General features: G+C 64.4%; 17 protein-coding genes, 1 pseudogene and 1 riboswitch. Of the genes and pseudogenes, 11 read left to right on the forward strand and 7 right to left on the reverse strand.

The genetic code is table 11. From position 1 onward, the window contains the following. Positions 1–1,688 (forward strand): hypothetical protein (locus AADX97_RS14280; RefSeq protein ID WP_374233994.1); only part of this gene is annotated, 1,688 nt, incomplete at its 5' end. A 450-nt stretch (positions 1,689–2,138) separates the two neighbouring features. Continuing rightward, a complete protein-coding gene (locus AADX97_RS14285) occupies positions 2,139–2,609 on the forward strand; it encodes a hypothetical protein (protein ID WP_374233996.1) in 471 nt (156 codons plus the stop codon). A 439-nt stretch (positions 2,610–3,048) separates the two neighbouring features. Here AADX97_RS14285 and AADX97_RS14290 read toward each other — a convergent pair. Further along, a pseudogene (locus AADX97_RS14290) lies at positions 3,049–3,327 on the reverse strand (ISNCY family transposase); the annotation flags it as partial. Between the two features lie 57 nt (positions 3,328–3,384). Between AADX97_RS14290 and AADX97_RS14295 the strand changes: the two are divergent. Then, complete coding sequence (locus tag AADX97_RS14295; RefSeq protein WP_374233997.1) at positions 3,385–4,074, forward strand: transposase; 690 nt, start codon at positions 3,385–3,387, stop codon at positions 4,072–4,074. Between the two features lie 384 nt (positions 4,075–4,458). Here the strand turns inward: AADX97_RS14295 and AADX97_RS14300 are convergent, their stop codons facing one another. The 6 genes from AADX97_RS14300 to AADX97_RS14325 form a co-directional block, all read right to left on the reverse strand. Then, positions 4,459–4,938 carry a hypothetical protein gene (locus AADX97_RS14300; RefSeq protein ID WP_374233999.1) on the reverse strand — a complete coding sequence of 160 codons (480 nt, stop codon included), beginning with the start codon at positions 4,936–4,938 and terminating at the stop codon, positions 4,459–4,461. Positions 4,939–5,498: 560 nt separating this feature from the next. Further along, positions 5,499–5,807: a hypothetical protein gene (locus AADX97_RS14305; protein WP_374234000.1), complete on the reverse strand. Its 309-nt coding sequence runs from the start codon at positions 5,805–5,807 to the stop codon at positions 5,499–5,501. Positions 5,808–5,856: 49 nt separating this feature from the next. Beyond that, positions 5,857–7,107 (reverse strand): hypothetical protein, encoded by a 1,251-nt coding sequence (locus AADX97_RS14310; protein ID WP_374234001.1) that lies wholly within the window; start codon positions 7,105–7,107, stop codon positions 5,857–5,859. Next, entirely contained in the window at positions 7,104–7,577 is a 474-nt protein-coding gene (locus AADX97_RS14315) for a thioredoxin family protein (RefSeq protein WP_374234002.1), read from the reverse strand. The genes AADX97_RS14310 and AADX97_RS14315 overlap by 4 nt, the downstream gene beginning before the upstream one ends. Positions 7,578–7,868: 291 nt before the next feature. Further along, complete coding sequence (locus AADX97_RS14320) at positions 7,869–9,314, reverse strand: TrkH family potassium uptake protein (protein WP_374234004.1); 1,446 nt, start codon at positions 9,312–9,314, stop codon at positions 7,869–7,871. Between the two features lie 87 nt (positions 9,315–9,401). Continuing rightward, positions 9,402–10,514 (reverse strand): glycosyltransferase, encoded by a 1,113-nt coding sequence (locus tag AADX97_RS14325; protein ID WP_374234005.1) that lies wholly within the window; start codon positions 10,512–10,514, stop codon positions 9,402–9,404. Between the two features lie 214 nt (positions 10,515–10,728). Between AADX97_RS14325 and AADX97_RS14330 the strand changes: the two genes are divergently transcribed. The 8 genes from AADX97_RS14330 (at position 10,729) to AADX97_RS14365 (ending at position 18,690) form a co-directional block, all read left to right on the forward strand. After that, positions 10,729–11,316 carry a DJ-1/PfpI family protein gene (locus tag AADX97_RS14330; protein ID WP_374234006.1) on the forward strand — a complete coding sequence of 196 codons (588 nt, stop codon included), beginning with the start codon at positions 10,729–10,731 and terminating at the stop codon, positions 11,314–11,316. Continuing rightward, complete coding sequence (locus AADX97_RS14335; RefSeq protein ID WP_374234007.1) at positions 11,316–11,801, forward strand: gamma-glutamylcyclotransferase; 486 nt, start codon at positions 11,316–11,318, stop codon at positions 11,799–11,801. Before AADX97_RS14330 ends, AADX97_RS14335 begins: the two co-directional genes overlap by 1 nt. 180 nt (positions 11,802–11,981) lie before the next feature. Next, a complete protein-coding gene (locus AADX97_RS14340) occupies positions 11,982–12,443 on the forward strand; it encodes an OsmC family peroxiredoxin (RefSeq protein ID WP_374234008.1) in 462 nt (153 codons plus the stop codon). A gap of 1 nt (position 12,444) precedes the next feature. Further along, positions 12,445–13,248: a hypothetical protein gene (locus AADX97_RS14345; RefSeq protein WP_374234010.1), complete on the forward strand. Its 804-nt coding sequence runs from the start codon at positions 12,445–12,447 to the stop codon at positions 13,246–13,248. 14 nt (positions 13,249–13,262) lie between these two features. After that, positions 13,263–15,086, forward strand: a complete 1,824-nt coding sequence (locus tag AADX97_RS14350; RefSeq protein ID WP_374234011.1) for a RyR domain-containing protein — start codon at positions 13,263–13,265, stop codon at positions 15,084–15,086. Positions 15,087–15,457: 371 nt separating this feature from the next. After that, positions 15,458–15,631: riboswitch (guanidine-I (ykkC/yxkD leader) on the forward strand. A 59-nt stretch (positions 15,632–15,690) separates the two neighbouring features. After that, positions 15,691–16,779, forward strand: a complete 1,089-nt coding sequence (locus AADX97_RS14355; protein ID WP_374234013.1) for a putative urea ABC transporter substrate-binding protein — start codon at positions 15,691–15,693, stop codon at positions 16,777–16,779. Positions 16,780–17,089: 310 nt separating this feature from the next. Next, a complete protein-coding gene (locus tag AADX97_RS14360; protein WP_374234014.1) occupies positions 17,090–17,914 on the forward strand; it encodes an ABC transporter permease in 825 nt (274 codons plus the stop codon). Beyond that, positions 17,911–18,690 (forward strand): ABC transporter ATP-binding protein, encoded by a 780-nt coding sequence (locus AADX97_RS14365; protein ID WP_374234015.1) that lies wholly within the window; start codon positions 17,911–17,913, stop codon positions 18,688–18,690. Before AADX97_RS14360 ends, AADX97_RS14365 begins: the two co-directional genes overlap by 4 nt. Positions 18,691–18,753 lie beyond the last annotated feature (63 nt).

An 18,753-nucleotide genomic window follows, 5' to 3' on the forward strand; every position in this document is an offset into this window, starting at 1 on the left:
TGTCCCGGCTGCTCCGTCTGTTTCGCGACGCGCGCGACCGCTGGAGAGCCAAGGCGCTGGAGCGGCAGAAGCGCTTGCGTGCGGCGCAGGTGCGCATTCGCGACTTGGAGGACAGCCGTGCTTACTGGAAAGCGCGGGCCTTGGCGGCTGAAGGCCAAGCACCGGCGAGCGCTGCATCCGGGGGTGAAACCGACGCGGAACGTGGCGAGGAGCCACCCATGGCGCTGGTCCCGACGCGTCTTGCCAACCACCATCATTCCCTGGAGGTGATGCAGCTCAGCCTGCAGTTGTACCTGCACGCCAGCTTCGGTTGTCGCGGGGTCAGTGGGGTGCTGCGCCTGTTGGCAGGCTATCTGCCGCTGGGTGTCCCCGCCTCGACCACCGTGCTGAATTGGTGCTGTCGGTTGGGTTTGGCCCTCTTGCAGCGCCCCCTGCCGCGGCGCGACGATTGGATTTTCGTCATCGATGAGACGGTGGGCCTCGGCGCGCTGAAATGCTTGGTTGTGCTCGGCATTCCCGTCGCCCGGTTGGCCGAGACCGGCTATTCGCCACGGCATGGCGACATGACGGTGCTGGCCGTCGAGACGACGGTCACGAGTACCGGTGTTTGGGTGGCGGCGGTGCTGGAACAGGTGAGCGCGCGGACGGGTGTGCCGGTGCAGATCGTCGCCGATCACGGCAGCGACGTGCGCAAGGGCATCGCCTTGTTTCGCCAACAGGCGCCGAGCTGTGTGGAGACCTATGACATCTCCCATGCCATCGCCACGCACCTGAAGGCGCACTGGCGCGACGACGCGCACTGGCAGGGGTTTTTGAAGCAGGCCGGTGCAACCTTGAGCCACTTTCAACAAACCGATCTGGCGTTTCTGCTCCCGCCGCGCCAGCGCACCAAAGCGCGCTATATGGCGATGGATGCCCATGTCGACTGGGCGCAGCGCCTGATTGGCTACCACGATCAGGGCGACTTCAGCGCCATTGGCCGCCCGTGCGTCTTCACCGCCAATGCCTGGGCGCAGTTGCGCACGGCCCAGGGCAAGCGGCGTGTCGAACCCTTGCGTGCCCTGATCGGAACGCACTATGAGACGCGTGCGGCGTTGTGCGAGGCGCTGCATGCGGCCGGCGCCACGGCGCTCGAGGATCTGGGTGATACCTTCTGGCGCTTGGCCGATCAGGGCTATGCGCGATTTCTCCAGGCGTTTGCCTGGGTCTTGCCGTATCGCGCGCGCTTGCCCGAGTGGACGCAGACGATCGCCGTGTCCAAGACCATCCAGACGGTCCTGAAAACCCGGGGCCTCTCGTGCGCCACACCGGCGGTGGTGCAGGCCGAGTTGGCTGCGCAGGGACCGCTGGCGGCCCCGGTGGCCGAGTTCCGGACACGGATACTCCAGCACCTCGAACACGAGGCGGCCAAGCTTCCCGCCGGGGCGACCTGGCTGGCGTCCTCCGATATCATCGAATCGGTCTTCGGCCATTACAAAGCCTTCACCGCCCGCGGCCCGCTCAAAGAAGTCGGCAGGCTCGTGCTGCTGATTCCGGCCTTCCTCTGCGAACTCACAGCCCCGGTCATCCGCGAGGCGATGGCATCGGTGCGCACCATCGATGTCGAGCGGTGGGTCCACACGCACCTCGGGCCCTCCATGCTCGCTCGCCGTCGGCGTGCCCTGAGACCGGCCATGAAAACTGCATGAACATTTCTCGGCCTTCCGATGGGAAATTGAACAGCCTAGCGGCCAACTGACAGAGACGGGCCAACTGAGTCTCACCGGGGAATCACTTGAACCGCATCCGGAGTTGGGAGGGCCACGCAGCATTGTTCTATGCTCCTACACGGCAGATGTTTTTTCTGATGTAGAGATTCTAAATGGAGACGTCCTATGTAACGGCGGAACCTGGGAAGCTACTCGATCAGGTGACATATGTGACGTCAACAGCGATGGACTCTTCAATTTCGCGGATGTTGTCGCACTCTATAGAAACTGCAAGGGCTCATGTGTGCCGCGAGGCATAAACCAGTTCTGGCGCAACTGCCACACTCGATAGCCTAAAATTCAAATCCAACCGACGCCAAGAAAAGCGCCGCTTCGCTCTGCTTTTTGGCGCGGCTGATTTGAGCGTTAGGCGGCAAAAATGGAGACCGCATGTTTTCACCGATTATCATCGTCTCCCGTGAGGAGGTGAACTCCAAGGATACGATCTCTGTGCTCAAGGCACTGCATGCCTTGGTTGCTTCACCCGAAGGAGCACTCAGGTACTTCGAATCCGTAGACATTGCCTTCCATGGATACAACGACTGGAACGAAGAACTATTCGAGATTCAAGTGGTGAGAGAGTGCGTTTACGCACTTGATGAAGAATTCCCATATTGGCTGTTCTTTTTGGACAAGAGCGCTCTCGGCCTTCAATGCATCGCGCATTGCTTTTTACCTCCCTTCCTTACCGATGAAGCCAAGAAAGAGATTTTTCTGGAGCGTCTCAACGACCTACTAACGCGGCGCTGGTTCCCAGCGATGAATCAAGTATGTGACGCGGCAGGCTTCAGCGAGGAACAGATAGAAGCACTTTCGGAACGGTCCGTTCGATATCTTCTCGGCGGCCCAATTTCCGACTAACGAGTGGCTCGGCTGCGACCGCCAGCCTTGACGTAAGAGTCGGATGACATACAACAGCGCCAAGGGGTGTGAACAAAAGTAATGAGCCTCATCATAGGTTGGGTTCTCGGCGGTTTTTTTGGTGGTCTTTTCGCTGGTGCGCTTTTCGGACCATCAATTTTTCTTGTTTCCATTAGCTCTATACTTGGCGGGACCGCTGCTGCTCATATTACTGTATTCAAAGGCACGAAAGACATAGATAGTGCTCGACCGAAAACCCCGTTTTTTTCCCGCCCCGGCACCTCGCCCTGAATGGCGGGCCGGGGCCAGCGTATTCAATCGAGCCGCATTCGATGCGGATTCGTGGAATTAAACCGGATTAATGCGAATGACTCGCATCACCGCCATTCCGCAGGCGCACCACTCCCGTCGGGGTCGGCACCGGACCCGATCGAAAGGGTCAAGCAGCGCGTCGGCGGCGCTGTCGTTCCCGCTCGCGCCGCGCCTCCTCGGCCTCCTGCGCCAACAGCAGCGTACCGATGCGCTGGAGGTTGCGCGCCACCACCGCCAAGGCGACATAGCGCTTGAAGCCGTCGATCCCGTGATCGCGACAGCGGTCGAGCCCGTGAACCTCCAGCGCGTTGATGGCGGACTCCACGGCGGAGTGTTTGCGGCGCAGCTGGATGAAGCGCGGATCGCCTTCGCGTTCGCGCTCGGCCGCCGAGCATTTGCCCTTTTTGAATTACGGTGACACTTTACTATTTACACCATTTCGGGCTCGGCTTATGCTATGCCCATGTCTCGGCTCCCACGCATCATCGTACCCGGCATCCCCCACCATGTGACGCAACGTGGGAACATGCGCCAGCAGATCTTCATGGAAGACGACGACTATGCGCTCTACAGAGATTGGCTAGCCCAGGCGTGTCGATCAAACGGCGTGGACGTCTGGTCCTATTGCCTGATGCCAAACCATGTTCACTTGATTCTCGCGCCTTCTGACGAGACCGGACTGTCCCGCGCCGTCGGCGAAACGCATCGTCGATATAGCGGGTACATCAACGCACGATTGCGGGTCACTGGCCATTTGTTTCAAGGGCGGTTCGGTTGTGTGGCGATGGATGAACCACATTTGATGGCAGCTTTCCGATACGTGGCTTTGAATCCCGTCAAGGCGAAGCTGGCTGCGACGGCTGCCGACTGGCCTTGGTCCAGCACGCCAGCACATCTCCGGCGCCAGGACGATGGCTTGGTGACTGTTTCTCCACTACTGGATCGCGTCGATCGTTTCGCGGACTTCTTGGAGGTACCAGTCGATCCTGAACAGGTTGCCGCTCTCACGAAGGGTCAAACGATAGGGCGACCATTGATGGGTGACCAAGCGCTCGGCGAACTCGAAAAACGACTTGGCCGCACGCTACGTCCTGGCAAACGTGGCCGGCCGCCCTCGCAGAAGAATGACCCGAGACAACTAAACTTAGTGTAAATGGTACAGTGTCACCGTAATTGCCCTCTTTCCGCGGTCGGCCGGACATGCCGGGCCAAGTGCGCCGACCGACCATCGTCGTTATCTGTTTTCGAAAGCGTTCACTGCCCGGGACGAAACCACGGTTGGTCGCATCTCGAAGGCCGTTCCGCATGTCCTACCGATTGGTCGTTGTCCCGCGGGAACAGATGCACCGAGTGATAGCAGAAAACCGTGGTCTGTCCCCGGTTTCCGTTTCCTCCGTGTCCCCGGTTTACTCCGGTTTCTCCCGGTTTCCGTGCCCGGCTTCCGCCGGTTTCCGCGTCCCTTGCGAAGCTCGGAACCGCCAAGGCTTCGGCAATTCGTTCGCCTTTCGGTCGAGCGCCTCCTGCGCGAATGGCTGTCTCATGGAATGTCGATCGGGATGACGACCGTCTTATCGGGTCCGGGCGTGGCAACGGTGAGCAAAACCGTATAGCTGCCGCTCGCCCAGTTGCCCTTAGCAGGGCGGGCCGCCAGGCGATAGACCCCGGGTTGCGGCTCGGAAAAGCAGGACGCACAGGCCGCGGTCGTGACGAATGTCGGCGTGACGCCGCCGGGATTAGTGATCGAGCCCAACGAGAACGCGGTTTCCCCCAAGCCCGTGTTCGGGATCTGCACAAGGATACCCACAACCGAGTCATTTCCGTCGGCGGCCACGCCAACCGAGCCCGAATCGGTACAACGTGTTGAAGCAAAACTGCACAAGTTCACATCCACCAGCACGGTCGTCTGCGACCGGCTGATCACCTGAGTGCCGTCCGCGAAGGCAGAGCCGAACGGCATGCCGATTCCTATGGACAGACCAAGCATGAGCAATCCGTCGTGCCGTAAATGATTCGTCATAAGACTCTTCCAGGGTTGGTTAGGAAAGGATCTTGGACCGTCTGACGCCGACGAGGTTGGGACGGAAGTGCCGCCTGTCAACATGAAGGCACTGACAGGTTATCCGCCCCAAGTGTGGAGTCTCCCCGATGTTCTCGAGAGGGCCTAATGTTGTGATCGCGGATTGCTCGATCGCGGGTCTTGCACCCTTGGACTGCTTCGAACAGGCCGAAGCTGTCGGGATGCGCTGCAAATCCCTCATCGAGCAGGGCTCCGCCGGCCGGGTGCTGGAGAGCCTGCGCGCAGCCGGGGGTGTGGGACTGCCCGAGAACCGGATCGTACGGCCGGCGTTCGGCCGGACAACCCCAATGCCTCATCGAAGACGGAAGACGAGCGATTGAGGTCGGGTCTTTCCTTTGAGAGCCACCACGACGCCGGCCGCGCTGGGTCGGCTTGAGCGACTTGATGTGTCTTATTCAGGCTTCATCCTTCAGGCTAGCCCCGTTTCCGGTGCGGCCACTCGATCGCGTGTGAGGCGTACGCGGATGACGAGATCGGACCCTTCTTGTCCGAGTGTCAGGTTACGTTGGGAGGTTCCGTCGGAGATGGTGAAGAGACGGGCCGGCCCCTGCTGATCGGGATCGTCGGTGCGGGGCGACGACCAGAACCTGAAGCGCGTTCGCGTCCTGTATGCCGTTCAGCCAGCCCGGAGCGCAGGGGGTTCTTGCGATGCCGACCCCGGGGAACGACAAGCCTCCGTCGGCCGTGCGTTCGGCCTGATTAACGACATATTTCGAGGGCTCGAAGGTGAAGGGGTAGAGACCCACTGCCCAATAGCCGAGCAGAAAGAGGATGAGGATCAACGCCTTGGTTTGGCCTCGGCTGAGCATCTCGTGCGTGTCCGTGCGGTTCTCGGGGCTGGAGTGCGATGCCCAGGCGTCAGTCGGCGCGCCGCCCAAATCGGTATTGGATGTTGGTCGGTCCGCCTTTGGCCTCGCGTGTCACCCAGGCGGCGTGCAGGTTGCCGACGTCGTCCAGGGCGATGGACGGGTGGCTCTGCTCCTCCGCGCCGGATGCACCTGGAAGCGGCAGGTTCTCGCTCCAAGCGCCGTCCGCGTACCAGCTCAGGAGGATGTCGCCCTGTCCTTCGCGCTCGTCGGTCCAGGCGGCGACGAGCGTGCCGTCGGAGTGGCCGGCTACGCTGACGTGCCATTGCGCGGACAGCTCGCCGAAGTCGTCCTGCACTCGCTCGTTCGGGCCGAATCCGTCCGGTCCGAAGTGTCCGGCATAGACGTCGTAGCCGTGACGGAAGTTGCGTTTGTCCTCCCAGGCGGCGAGCAGGCGGTCGGCGCCATAGGGTGCGACCGCGACCCGTGCGACGCCGTGACCTGCGCCGAAGGGCAGCACGGGACCCGGCGGGTCCTCGCTGATTCGCACCGGCGGATCGAAACTGCAGGGCTGACCGGGTGCGCTTGCCGTGGCCATGATGATGGTGTGACCGGGACGGCGATCCTCCCAGGCGACAACGAGCCGTTCGCCGACCTGTGCGGCGGTCGGGAAGAGTTGGTCGGCCGCCGGGGCGGCCGCTTCCGCCGGACAGCGCCCCTTCACCGTCTGACCGAGAGCGCCGTCGCGGCCGAGCGTCGCCGTCATGATCCGCGCGGTCCCGGTCTGCCGATCGGCCCAGACCGCGACGAGATCCCCGGCGGAGCCGTCCAGGCTGACCTGAGCACCTTTCGGGCTGAGCTCCGCGGACGGTCCGAGTCCCTCCGGGGTCACGAGCCGCACGAGGATCCGTCCGTCCTCCTCCCAGGCCACGGCGAAGCGGCGATCGGGCAGGGCGGCGACGGCGGGCTCGAAGGCGTCGCCTTCGCCGCTGATCTGGATCGCGGGGGCAAAGACGCCGGCATTCGGATCCTTCAGCGCCAGGTAGGCGCGCGGGGTTCCCGCGTGCTCGTCGTCCCAGACTACCGCGACCGTCCCGTCCGAGACGGCAAGGCTGCGTCGTCCGGCGGACGACATCTGGTGGAAGACGCCCGCCGAGGTCCCGGCCACCTCGATCGACGGCTCATCGAAGGTCCAAGGCTGCGCCGCGATCGCCCCCGAGGCCGTCGCCAACGCCAGACCGGCAGCGAGCGCCTTGGGGATGTGGACCGGACGCCCGGCGCAAGCCATCACAGAACGGCTCACGAGGCACCCGCGGCGGCGAGTGCCTCTTGGATCTTGGTGTCGGCTTCGAGCAGATCCTCGATCCGCTGCACACCCACTAGACGCAGGACCGTCTCACCGTCCGGTGTCATGAATGAAAAGACGGGCGTCACGAAGGCGTCGTAGCGGGTCCCGAGCTCGCGCTCGGTGATGCGCTCGCCGCTCGGCAGGCGCAGACGCTCGCCGCTCTCGGCATCGACATAGGCGAGCACGTAATGCGCGGAATAACGCTCGCGAACCTGAGCGTCGGAGAAGGCTTCCTTGTTGGTCTTCTCGCAGTAGCCGCAGCCGTAGCGGCCGAAGTAAACGAATAAGGGTTTGCCCTCGTCACGCGCCTGTTGCATGGCCTGGTCGAAGGGCTTGAAGGCGTAGCCGTGCGGCGCCTCGGCGTGGGCTGCGGCACCGGATGTCAGGAGAAGGCCGAGGAGGGCCGATCGAGCGAATCGGGTCATGGGTTCAAGCTTCCGTGAATGCGATGAAACAAAGTGCGTACCGGCACCTTATCAAATGCCGGGGTGGACCGGCACCCGGGGCTTGTGTGTACCTCCGGCCATCGTGGCACGTGGCGCAGAGCGCCACGGGGCATGCGTGACACCGCCGAGCGGTGTCACGAGCGATGGACCGCAACCAGGATTGGACGTCTGAGCGGTGAGGATGGGTTTCGCTGCGCTCTACCTATCCTACGGATCTCGGTTGTTTTTGAATCGTTCCAAAGCTCTCGCCGAGTCGAGATGATTCTGCGGTCAACGCCGCCAGAAGGCCGGCGAGAGGATCACCAGGATGGTCAGGATCTCCAACCGCCCGAGAAGCATGGCGACGACGCCGAGCAGCTTGCCGAAATCGCTGACCGATTGGAAGGTCAGGGCGACCTCGCCGAGCCCCGGGCCGAGATTGTTCAGGCAGGTGGCGACGGCGCTGAAGGCATCCAGCGGGGCGAGCCCGGCGTGGATCATCAAGAGTGTCAAGGTCGCGACGGCGAAGCTGTAGAGCGCGAAAAAGCCCCAGACAGAGCGCGCGAGGCGGGGGTCGACGATGCGTCGGCCCAAGCGCAGTGGCAGGACTGCGTGCGGATGGATCAGCTGACGCACTTCCTGTGTGCCCTGCTTGACCATCAGCAGGACGCGCAGGACCTTCATGCCGCCGGCGGTCGAGCCGCCGCACCCGCCGACGAAGCTGATGTAGATGAGCAGGAGCGGGAGGAAATCCGGCCAGTGGGCAAAATCGACGATCCCGAACCCGGTGCTGGTGACGATGGAGACCACCTCGAAGGCGGCATCGCGCAGGCTGGCATGGACCTGATCATAGGGGCCTTCCAGGTAGAGGATCAGACCGACGAGCAGGACCATGGCGAGCACGAAGACGAGGAAGGTCCTCGCCTCGGTGTCGCGCAGATACTGCAGCGGATTGCGATTGAGCCAAACCAGGTAATGGACGCCGAAGTTGATGGCGGCCAAGAGCATGAAGACGACGGCCACCGCCTCGACGGCAGGGCTTGCGAAATAGCCCATGCTGGCGTCGTGGGTCGAGAAGCCGCCGGTCGATACCGTCGACAGACTGTGGGAGACGGCATCGAAGGGTGTCATCCCCGCCAGCCAGTACCCGGCGGCGCAGGCGAGGGTCAGCGCGAAGTAGATCAGCCAAAGCGCACGGGCGGTTTGGGTCAATCGCGGGGTCAGTTTCTCCTCTTTGAGCGGACCCGGCGCCTCGGCCCGGTAGAGCTGCATCCCGCCGATGCCCAGCATGGGCATGACCGCCACCCCGAGCACGATGAGTCCCATCCCGCCGAACCACTGCAGCTGCTGGCGGTAGAAGAGCAGCGAGCGCGGCATGGTGTCCAGGCCGGCGATCACGGTCGCACCCGTGGTGGTGATCCCGGAGGTGGATTCGAACAGGGCGTCGACCGGCGAGAGACCGAAGCCGTTCATCAGCGGCCACGCACCCAGGATACTCAGCAGGACCCAGAAAAGGGTCACGACCAGGTAACCGTCGCCCACGCTCAACTCGCGCGCGCGGCGCCGACCGATCAGCCAGAGGACGGCGCCGCCCGCGAGCGAGCCGAGCATCGGCCAGAGGAAATGCACGACCTCCGCCTCCCGATACCAGACACCCACGAGGATCGGGCCGATCAAGGTGATGCCGAAGATCAGCGCATAGATGCCGATGATCCGACCGACCAGGACCAGGTTCATGGGCGCTCCCGAGCGCCTGATCCGGCTCCGGGCAGCGAGCGTGTAGCGCGCCGAACGGAGTGCGACGGAGGAGCCGGGCGTGCAGTCTCAGCGGGCGACACCGAGCACCTCCAGATAGCGCTCGGCGCTGCGTTCCTGCGTGTATTCGGAGACGGCGGCGCGTAGCCTCTCGGGGGGCAGCGGATGCTCCAAGGTGTGCTGCATCGCATCGGCGAGCGCCTCGACATCACCGACCGGCACCAGCGGCCCGTAGCGTCCGCCGTCCAGGAGCTCGAACGGACCACTCGGGCAATCGGTCGAGACGACCGGGATACCCAGCGCCATGGCCTCGGTCAGGACGTTCGGCGAGCCCTCCCAGGCGGAGGACAGCACGAACAGACGGGCACGCGCGAGAAAGGGATAGGGATTGTCTCGAAAGCCGAGCAGCGCGACGCGGTCGCTCAAGCCGAGCTCGCCGATTAGCGTCTCCAGCTTGGATCGGCCGCCGCCCTCGCCGAGAATCGCGAGTCTGCAATCGATGTCCCGCGGCAGCCGCGCGAAGGCATGGAGCAGCGTCGGGAAGTCCTTTTGACGCTGCAGGCGCCCTGCGCCGAGGATGACCGGCGGCTCGCCCGGTGCGAGCCAGGGATGCGGGCAGGGCTCGGCGGCCAAGCGGTTCAGCTCCGGCGTGATGACCGGGTTGCGGATCACGCTGATCTGCTCGCTCGGCAGGCGGGCGATCCGCGCAGTATCCCGTGCGACGCCTTCGGAGACGGCGACGATGTGATCGATCCGCGGGTAGAGCAGACGGATCGGGGTATAGCGCAACCACCGCTCGATTCCGGTCCTTTCGGCCATCGCCGCGGAGAGGTGGGTCCCCAGCCGCATCACCAAGCGGGTGTCCGTACCGGCCAGCGCTCGCGCCAGCACCGCGGCCCGGCCGGCGCGATCCTTAGCCGCCAGCAGGGCTGCGGGGCGACGGCGCCTAAGATAGCGGGCGAGCGCCGGGGCGGCGAGCGCACTGTGGCGGGTACCCAGCTCGATCCGGTTGGCCTCGGCCGGGAGCCGGGCGAGATGCGGACCGGAGGCGCGCATCAGCACCAGATCGACGGGCTGACCCAGGTCAAGGACACCGCGGATGAGGTTCACGAGCATGTGCTCGACCCCGCCGGCACCCGAGAAGGATGCGAAGACGGCGATGGGGGGCTTGGTGCTCGGCATGAAGGTTTCTCGCGGGGTGATGAATACCGGCCCGTTTCGGCGCCGGCCGGGTGCGCGGAGCGGGTCGATTGGAGGTGACATCGCTGTGCGCGTCGATGTCTTCGTGCTCGGTTCTGCGTCGCGCACATCGGCACGGAGCCCCGGCGATCCTCACCCTGCGTGGGTGTTATAGTCTGGTGTCTACACGAGCTTTGATCACAACGAGGACAGAATCATGGCGGTGAAGAAGATCCTGATGCTGGTCGGCGATTATGTCGAGGACTACGAGGCGATGGTACCGCTTCAGATCCTGCAGATGGTGGGCCACAAGGTCTACACCGTCTGCCCGGACAAGAAGCCCGGTGACTGGGTGCGCACCGCGATCCACGACTTCGAAGGCGACCAGACCTACAGCGAGAAGCCGGGGCACCGCTTCGCCATTACGGCCGACTTCGATACGGTCGATCCCGCCAAGTACGACGCCTTGGTCATCCCGGGCGGCCGTGCCCCCGAGTACCTGCGGTTGAATCCGCACGTGATCGAGCTGGTCCGGCATTTCGCGGCTGGCGACAAGCCGATCGCTTCGGTCTGTCACGGGCAACAGATCCTGGCCGCCGCGGGGATTCTCGAAGGCAAACGCTGCACGGCTTATCCGGCCGTGCGCCCCGAGGTGGAGCGCGCCGGCGGCATCTGGTGCGAGGTCAACGAGACCGTTTCCAATGCCTACACCGACGGCAATCTGGTGACCGCCCCGGCGTGGCCGGCCCATCCGGAGTGGATGCGCAAGTTCCTCGACCTGCTGGGCACCCGCATCGAAGCCTGATGAGACAGCGCGTCTTTGTCTACGGGACCCTCCTGCGCGGAGAGGTCAATCACCATCTGCTCGTGCAGGCGGAGTATCTCGGGTCGCATCGCACGGAGGCGTGCTTCTCGTTGTATCTGCTCCGCGCCTATCCGGGCGCGGTGCGTGGCGGCGCAACCGCGATCCGGGGCGAGGTCTATGCCGTGGATCATGCCGGTCTGCGCCGGCTCGATCGACTCGAAGACTATCCCGCACTCTACGACCGCCGACTTCTGGCGACGCCGTTCGGACGGGCCTGGATCTATCTGTTTCGCGGATCCGTACGGGATCGTCCGCTGATCCCCGGCGGCGATTGGCGGAGCTTCGTGGCGGATCCGGACTCCATCCGAGCCGCTGGTGTGCGCCGGGTGCGTGATCCGAAGACCCGCGGCCCGTTGCTCGGCGAGACGGGCCGCAAGACGGTTGCGCAGTCGAGTGATTCAGAGTCGGTCCGCTCATCCGCTTGATCCGAGCCTTAGGAACGGTTCAAAAATTAAGTCAAACAACTCGACGAGAGAATGCCTTTCCCACGCTTATCGTAATCGACAGCGACAGCGACAGCGACAGCGACAACGACAACGACAACGATTAGAGTCGGTGCTCAATCTATTTCTGACAGGTTACCTATCGACGCTGGAGTAAGCCCGATGTCCGAAGAAGGCCGTTTCAAGATCCATCTCGAGCAGCAGGAAGGCTTTCAGATCAATGTCGCCTTCGACTGGAAGCGCGCCGCGGATCTGCTCATGGACGAGCCGCCCCCGTTGGGCGAGCAAAAGGGACCGAACGCCTCGCGTCTGCTCGCCGCCGCGGCGGCCAACTGTCTGAGCGCGAGTCTGCTCTATTGCGTCTTCAAGGAGGAGCCGCCGGACAATTGCCTGCGTGCCGAGGCGGTCTGCGTCATGGTCCGCAACGAGAAGAAGCGGCTGCGGGTCGGCCGGATGGAGATCACCTTGATCCTCGGGGAGACCGTGACGGCATCCCCGCGCTTCGCGCGTTGCAAGGGTCTCTTCGAGGACTTCTGCGTGGTCTCGGCCAGCATTCGGCAAGGGATTCCGATGCGCGTGACGCTTCGGGACGAAGCGGGAAACGTCCTCCACGAGACGGAATGACGTGCCGTCGGACGCGACGAGCAACCGCTCCGGTCTCGCGCCGTCGGTGTGGATCGCCGATCCAAACGGGTGCCCCGCGCCCGACGAGATCGACGCCGCACTGAGCTCCGTGGGCTTGACCGACCCGAGACCCGTTCTGGTCTTGGTCGGCGGTGCCGCGAATCTGTCCGAGGCGGTGGCGCCCGCATTGCTGAAACTCTTCGAGCGGATCGCGCCGCAACTCGACGCGCTCGGCGCGGCCGTCATCGACGGGGGCACCGCCTTCGGTGTCATGGCGCTGATGGGGCGGGCGCGTCGCGGCACCGATGCGCGCTTCCCGCTGATCGGGATCGCGCCGCAAGGCGCCGTGGCGATCGGCACGGTCAAGTCCGAGCAGCCTATCGGCAAGGACGGCAAGGACGGCAAGGACGGCAAGGACGGCAAGGACGGCAAGGTGCGGCTCGATGTCGACCACACCCATTTCATCTTGGTGCCGGGCGACGGCTGGGGTGATGAGTCGCCCTGGATCAGCGCCGTGGCGGATCGTCTGGCCCGCGGGCGCGGCACGCTGATGCTGGTCGCGGCCGGCGGGGAAATCACGCGTCTGGATGTGATGCACCGACTGCGGACCGGTGGTCGCGTTCTGGTCCTCGCCGGCAGCGGCGGCATTGCCGATCGGCTTGCCGATTGGCGTCGCGACGGCGGGAGCCTTCCCGATGTCGATGTCGATGTCGGAGAGGCCGAGCGCGATCTGATCGAGGTGTCGGACTTGGCGGACGCGCACGAGACACTGCCGGCGCTCGCCGAGCAGGCCCTCGCACGCTGATGATGCGAGACGGGATGTCCTTTGCCTTCGGGCCGCTTCCCATCCTGGTCTGCGGCCCCGGGCCGCTCGCGGATCTGGTCGTCGAGGGTCTGCGCCTGGAGGGACGCAAGGCCCTGCGGATTGATGCACAGCGCTTGGAGATGCTCGATCCGAAACGGATTCAAACCCTCATCCTGGCCGATCCTCCGAGCGCGCCCGCGCTGGTTGAAGCCATCGCTGCCCGTGCCGAGTCGCGTGGCCGGCGGAGGCGAGCCACCCAACGCCTGATCCTGATGCACGGGCAGGATCCGCCACCGCCGCTTCCCCTCCCGGACCCGAACGGGCCCCTGCGACTGGAGACCTTCGCGATCCGCAATCGCGCCGCACGTGCCCTACTGAACCGTTGGCCGCTGCACCTCGGCATGGACCCGCGCTTCGGCCAACGGCCTCATCTGCTCATCGCCGGCTTTGCCGATCCGGCTCAGGCGATCCTGGTGCATGCCCTGCGCCTGATCCAGTATGGGACCGGCCGCCCGCGCATCAGTGTCGTCTGCGCGGACAGCGATGCGGTCGGAGCCGCGTTCTTGGGCGCCTATCCGCAGGCACCCGAGGTCGCGGACATCCGATTCGGCCCGATCGAGGACACCCCGAGTATGCTGCGCGGGGCATGCTCGAAGGAGACACACGCGTCCAGCGCACCGCCGACCGATGCCGTGCCCGTCACTCTTGCCGTTGTTTGTCTTCCGGACGCGGCGGGAGAGGGTATCGAGACCGTTCGGCAGCTCGCGCGCGAGCTTGCAGACATCCAGGGTGTTTCGCCCCCGATCCTGTTCGAGATCGGTCTGTCGCAGGAGGTCGGAACTGCAACGGCCCGGGGCGGGATCGAGGATTGGGACGGCCAGATCATCCCGGTCTCCTATCTGCGCGAGGTCTGCCGGGCCTCCGTGCTGCTCGACGGACGCGGCGACGAGGTCGCCCGGACCATCCACGATCATTATCGCGACAGTATTGCCGCTCAAGGCCGCGATCCTGGGCTGGAGCCGGCGGGCCAACCCTGGGAGCTGCTCGCGACCTCCTATCGGCAGGCCAATCGTCATCAAGCCGACCATGTTTGGGCCAAGCTCGCGGTGACCGACGCCCGAGCGGTGCCGGAGGAGATGGTCGAATCCTTCGTTCTGACGCCCTTGGAGGTCGAGCGACTCGCCATCATCGAGCACGAGCGCTGGGCCGCGGATCGTCATCTTGACGGCTGGAGCTATGCCGCCGTGCGGAACAATCAGCTCAAGCACCATCCCCAGTTGATCCCCTACACCGATCTTTCCGAGCCGATGAAGGACCTGGATCGCTTTGCGGTGCGCGGTCTGCCGACCCTGCTCGCACGCCAGGGGCTCGGGATCCTGCGCTTGCTGATCGTCGGTATCCCACAGCCAGCCGCAGGCTGTCCGGTCGGCATGCGGTTGCGGCGGCTGGCCGACCAGGCGCTGGATCGACTGGTCGCGCGTTACCCGGATCGTGCCCTCGTCCTCGCCTCGACCCTGACCGATCGGCGCTCGCGCGAGCTGGTGCGCGAAGCCATGGATCGCGAGCAGGGCGTGGGTCTCTTTCTGCTGCTTCCGCGCCCCATATGTCATGTCCTTGCCGAGCTGTCCGATCCGCGCGACCGACGTGGTTTCTTGACGCTCGCGGCGCGAGCCGAACGGCGGATCAGCCTCAACGGCGATGCCGACTTGGCGACCTGGCTTTCCGGGCGCGTCGACATCAGTCTGATCCTGGGCGATCACGTTCCCGCGGGCGTGGTCGACAAGCGGGTTCGACTGGATCCGGGTGGTTCGGGTCTCGACTGGAACTTCGAGTATTGATGCCCGCGGCCGGTCGCCGGCTTCTGGCCAGGAACGGCATGCACCTAAATCGTGCGCTGTTCGACCTTGAGTGCGCCTTTGCTGCGCGGAAGCCCCGGTCCGGATGGGCACTCTCCGGGATGACGGGGACACAATGCCATGTCGCAGCGGTGAGCATTCCCCCTCCCCGGCCCTCCCCCGCAAGGGGGGAGGGAGTGATTTCAAACAAGGCATTAGACTCTTCCCCTCCCCTCGCGGGAGGGGGCCGGGGGAGGGGGACCGACCGGCTACTCGCAGCCTTGATTGCCGTCGTTGGCGCATGATCTGCATACCACTACCCCAGGAGAACCTGCAGGTGCGTCGTCCGCCCTGCAGCTCAAGCGACAATTCGGCGAATAGGTGGCTAGGGTTCCGATCCGCTAAACGCGGGTGTCTGGTCCGAGAGCTGCCGACCTGATCCGCCGATCCGTCCTAACACCTTCCCGAGCCGGCTAATCCCGGACTCCGAAAGTTTCAGGGCGTATCGACCGGGGCAGGTTACACGGCGGGATAAAAGCCCGGGAGATCACCTGCATGCAGGTTCTCCCGCGTTCCGTTTCGTAACCTGACCTCGGGAGAGCCTGCCATGACATTCACTCCGTCCAACCGCCCCAAGACCCGTGTCGGCCGCGTCCTCGTGACCGCCCTGCTGCTTGCAACGCTCTCCATCTCCGGCAACGCGCTGGCCAAGGATCAGTTCCGCATTGCCTGGAGTATCTATGTCGGCTGGATGCCCTGGGACTATGCGGCCGAGTCCGGCATCGTGAAGAAGTGGGCGGACAAATACGGCATCGAGATCGAGCTGGTGCAGATCAACGACTATGTCGAGTCGATCAACCAATACACCGCCGGGGCCTTCGACGGCTGCGTCATGACCAACATGGACGCGTTGACCATTCCGGCGGCGGGCGGCGTGGATTCCACCGCACTGATCATCGGCGATTTCTCCAACGGCAACGATGCCGTCATCCTCCGCGACAAGACCGAGCTGTCCGAAATCGCGGACCAGAAGGTCAATCTGGTCGAGCTCTCGGTCTCGCATTATCTGCTGGCACGCGGGCTGGCGAGTGTCGGTCTGAGCGAGCGCGACGTGACCGTCGTCAACACCTCGGATGCCGACATGGTCTCGGCCTTCGCCTCCGGCGGCCCCACGGCCGTGGTCACCTGGAACCCGCTGGTCTCCGAGATCCTGGCTATGCCGAACACCGCCAAGGTGTTCGATTCGAGCAAAATCCCCGGCGAGATCATCGACCTCATGGTCGTCAACACCGAGACCCTGGAGGCCAACCCGGCGCTCGGCAAGGCCCTGGTCGGCGCCTGGTACGAGACCATGTCGATCATGTCCAAAGACGACGAGGCCGGACGGGCCGCGCGCACCGCGATGGGCAAGGCGTCCGGGACCGATCTCGCCGGCTACGACGCCCAGCTCGCCAGCACCAAGATGTTCTTCGAGCCGGCCGACGCCGTGGCCTTCGCCAAGAGCGAGCAGCTGCCGCTCACCATGGAGGAGGTGGCGAGCTTCTCCTTCGATCACGGCCTGCTCGGCGAGGGTGCGCCGAACCCGGGTTTCATCGGCGTCGCTTTCCCCGGCGATCGCTCCTTCGGCGACTCCGGCAATCTTAAGCTGCGCTTCGATGCCAAGTTTATGCAGATGGCGGCGGACGGGGCGCTGTGATGGGCAGCCGTTGCTGAGTTATTGGGTATCGGTGATCGGTGATCGGTTATCGGTTAGGCGCATTCCGGAAACCCTTATGCCAACCTGAGCAACGGAGTGCTCCGCGAAACGATGGGCGTAGGTTGTGCCGAGCCGTGCGAGGCACAACCAACCCTTGGCGCAATTTGTGCCCCCCTGTCGTCAGCACAACCTACGAGTACTGAGAGCCGCCAGCCTCCAGCTATCAGTTATCAGCTATCAGCTAACAGGTATCAGCTAACAGCTAACAGCTAACAGCTAACAGCGCTCCCTCCGCCATCCAGGACCACCGATGAAACGACTCATCAACCAACGCCCCGGACGGGTGTCGACGGCGGCACTCGCGCTCCTGCCCTTCGTGGTCCTGGCGGTCGTCTATCTGCTCGCCTCGGATGCGCGGCTGGCGGAGAACCCGAACGATAAGCTGTTGCCGTCGTTCAGCACGCTCGCCGAGTCCTTCGTGCGCCTGACCAGCGAGCCAAGCCAGCGCACCGGCGAGATCCTGTTGTGGCAAGACACAGGGGCGAGTCTGCGACGGTTGGCTCAAGGCGTCGGGATCAGTGCGGCGATCGGTCTGATCTTGGGGGTTGCCCTGGGTGCCATCCCGCTGATCCGGTCCGGGTTTGCGCCCTTCGTCGCGGTGCTGTCGCTGATCCCGCCGATGGCGGTGCTGCCGGTCCTCTTTATCGTCTTTGGGCTCGGCGAGGTCTCTAAGGTTGTCCTCATCGTCGTCGGTATCACGCCCTTCATCGTGCGTGATCTGCAGCAGCGGGTGCAGGAGCTGCCGCGCGAGCTGATCATCAAAGCGCAGACGCTTGGCGCGAACAGTTGGCAGATCGTCCTGCGGGTGATCCTGCCGCAGGTGCTGCCGCGGCTGATCGATGCGGTACGGCTGACGCTCGGCACCGCCTGGCTCTTCCTCATCTCGGCCGAGGCGATCGCGGCCACCGAGGGGCTCGGTTATCGGATCTTTCTGGTGCGCCGGTATCTCGCGATGGACGTCATTCTGCCCTACGTGGTCTGGATCACCATCCTCGCCTATCTGACCGACTTCCTGTTGAAACAGATCTCGCGCCGGGCCTTTCCCTGGTATCACACCGGAGAGCCGGGCCGATGACACCGCGGATCCGCTTCGAGAACGTCTGGATGACCTATGGCGATCAGGTCGTGCTGGAGCGACTCAACCTGACCGTGGCGCCGGGCGAGTTCTGCACCATCGTCGGGGCCTCTGGCTGCGGCAAGACCACCCTGCTGCGCCTGCTGCTGGGAGAGGAGACGCCGAGCCGCGGGCGGATCCTGCTCGACGGTGAGACCCTGCCCGCCGAGCCGGGGCCTGATCGCGGCATCGTCTTTCAGCGCTACTCGGTGTTCCCGCACCTTTCGGTGCTGGGCAACGTCCTCTTGGGACTGGAGCTGCGTGCCGCGCCCGTGACCGGTCGGCTCTTCGGGGCCGCCCGTCGCAACGCGCAAGAGGAGGCGTTTGCGATGCTTGATGCGGTCGGTCTCGGGCAAGCACTGCGCAAGTACCCGACCCAGCTCTCCGGAGGCATGCAGCAGCGTCTCGCGCTCGCCCAGTCGCTGGTCATGCACCCGCGCATCCTGCTGCTCGACGAGCCCTTCGGCGCGCTCGATCCGGGGATCCGCCGCGACATGCACGAGCTGGTGCTGCGGCTCTGGCGCGAGAACAACCTAACCGTTTTTATGGTCACCCACGACATCCGCGAGGGCTTCTACCTGGGCACGCGCCTCCTGGTCTTCGACAAACTGCGCTACGACCCGGATGCGCCGCAAGCCTACGGCGCCGGAATCACCTACGACCTGCCGATCGGACAGGCAGATCCGGAAACGCTGGCGGAGGTGTTGGGGCGGCCGGCGGAGAGGAGTGAGGGGTGAGTCTACCAATCCAAGAGCTGAGAGCTGAGAGCTGGAAGCTCCGCCAACCCCATCACCCGAGGA

Source organism: Thiocapsa sp. C2-2m (genome assembly GCF_041903745.1).
Lineage (GTDB): Bacteria > Pseudomonadota > Gammaproteobacteria > Chromatiales > Chromatiaceae > Thiocapsa > Thiocapsa roseilacustris.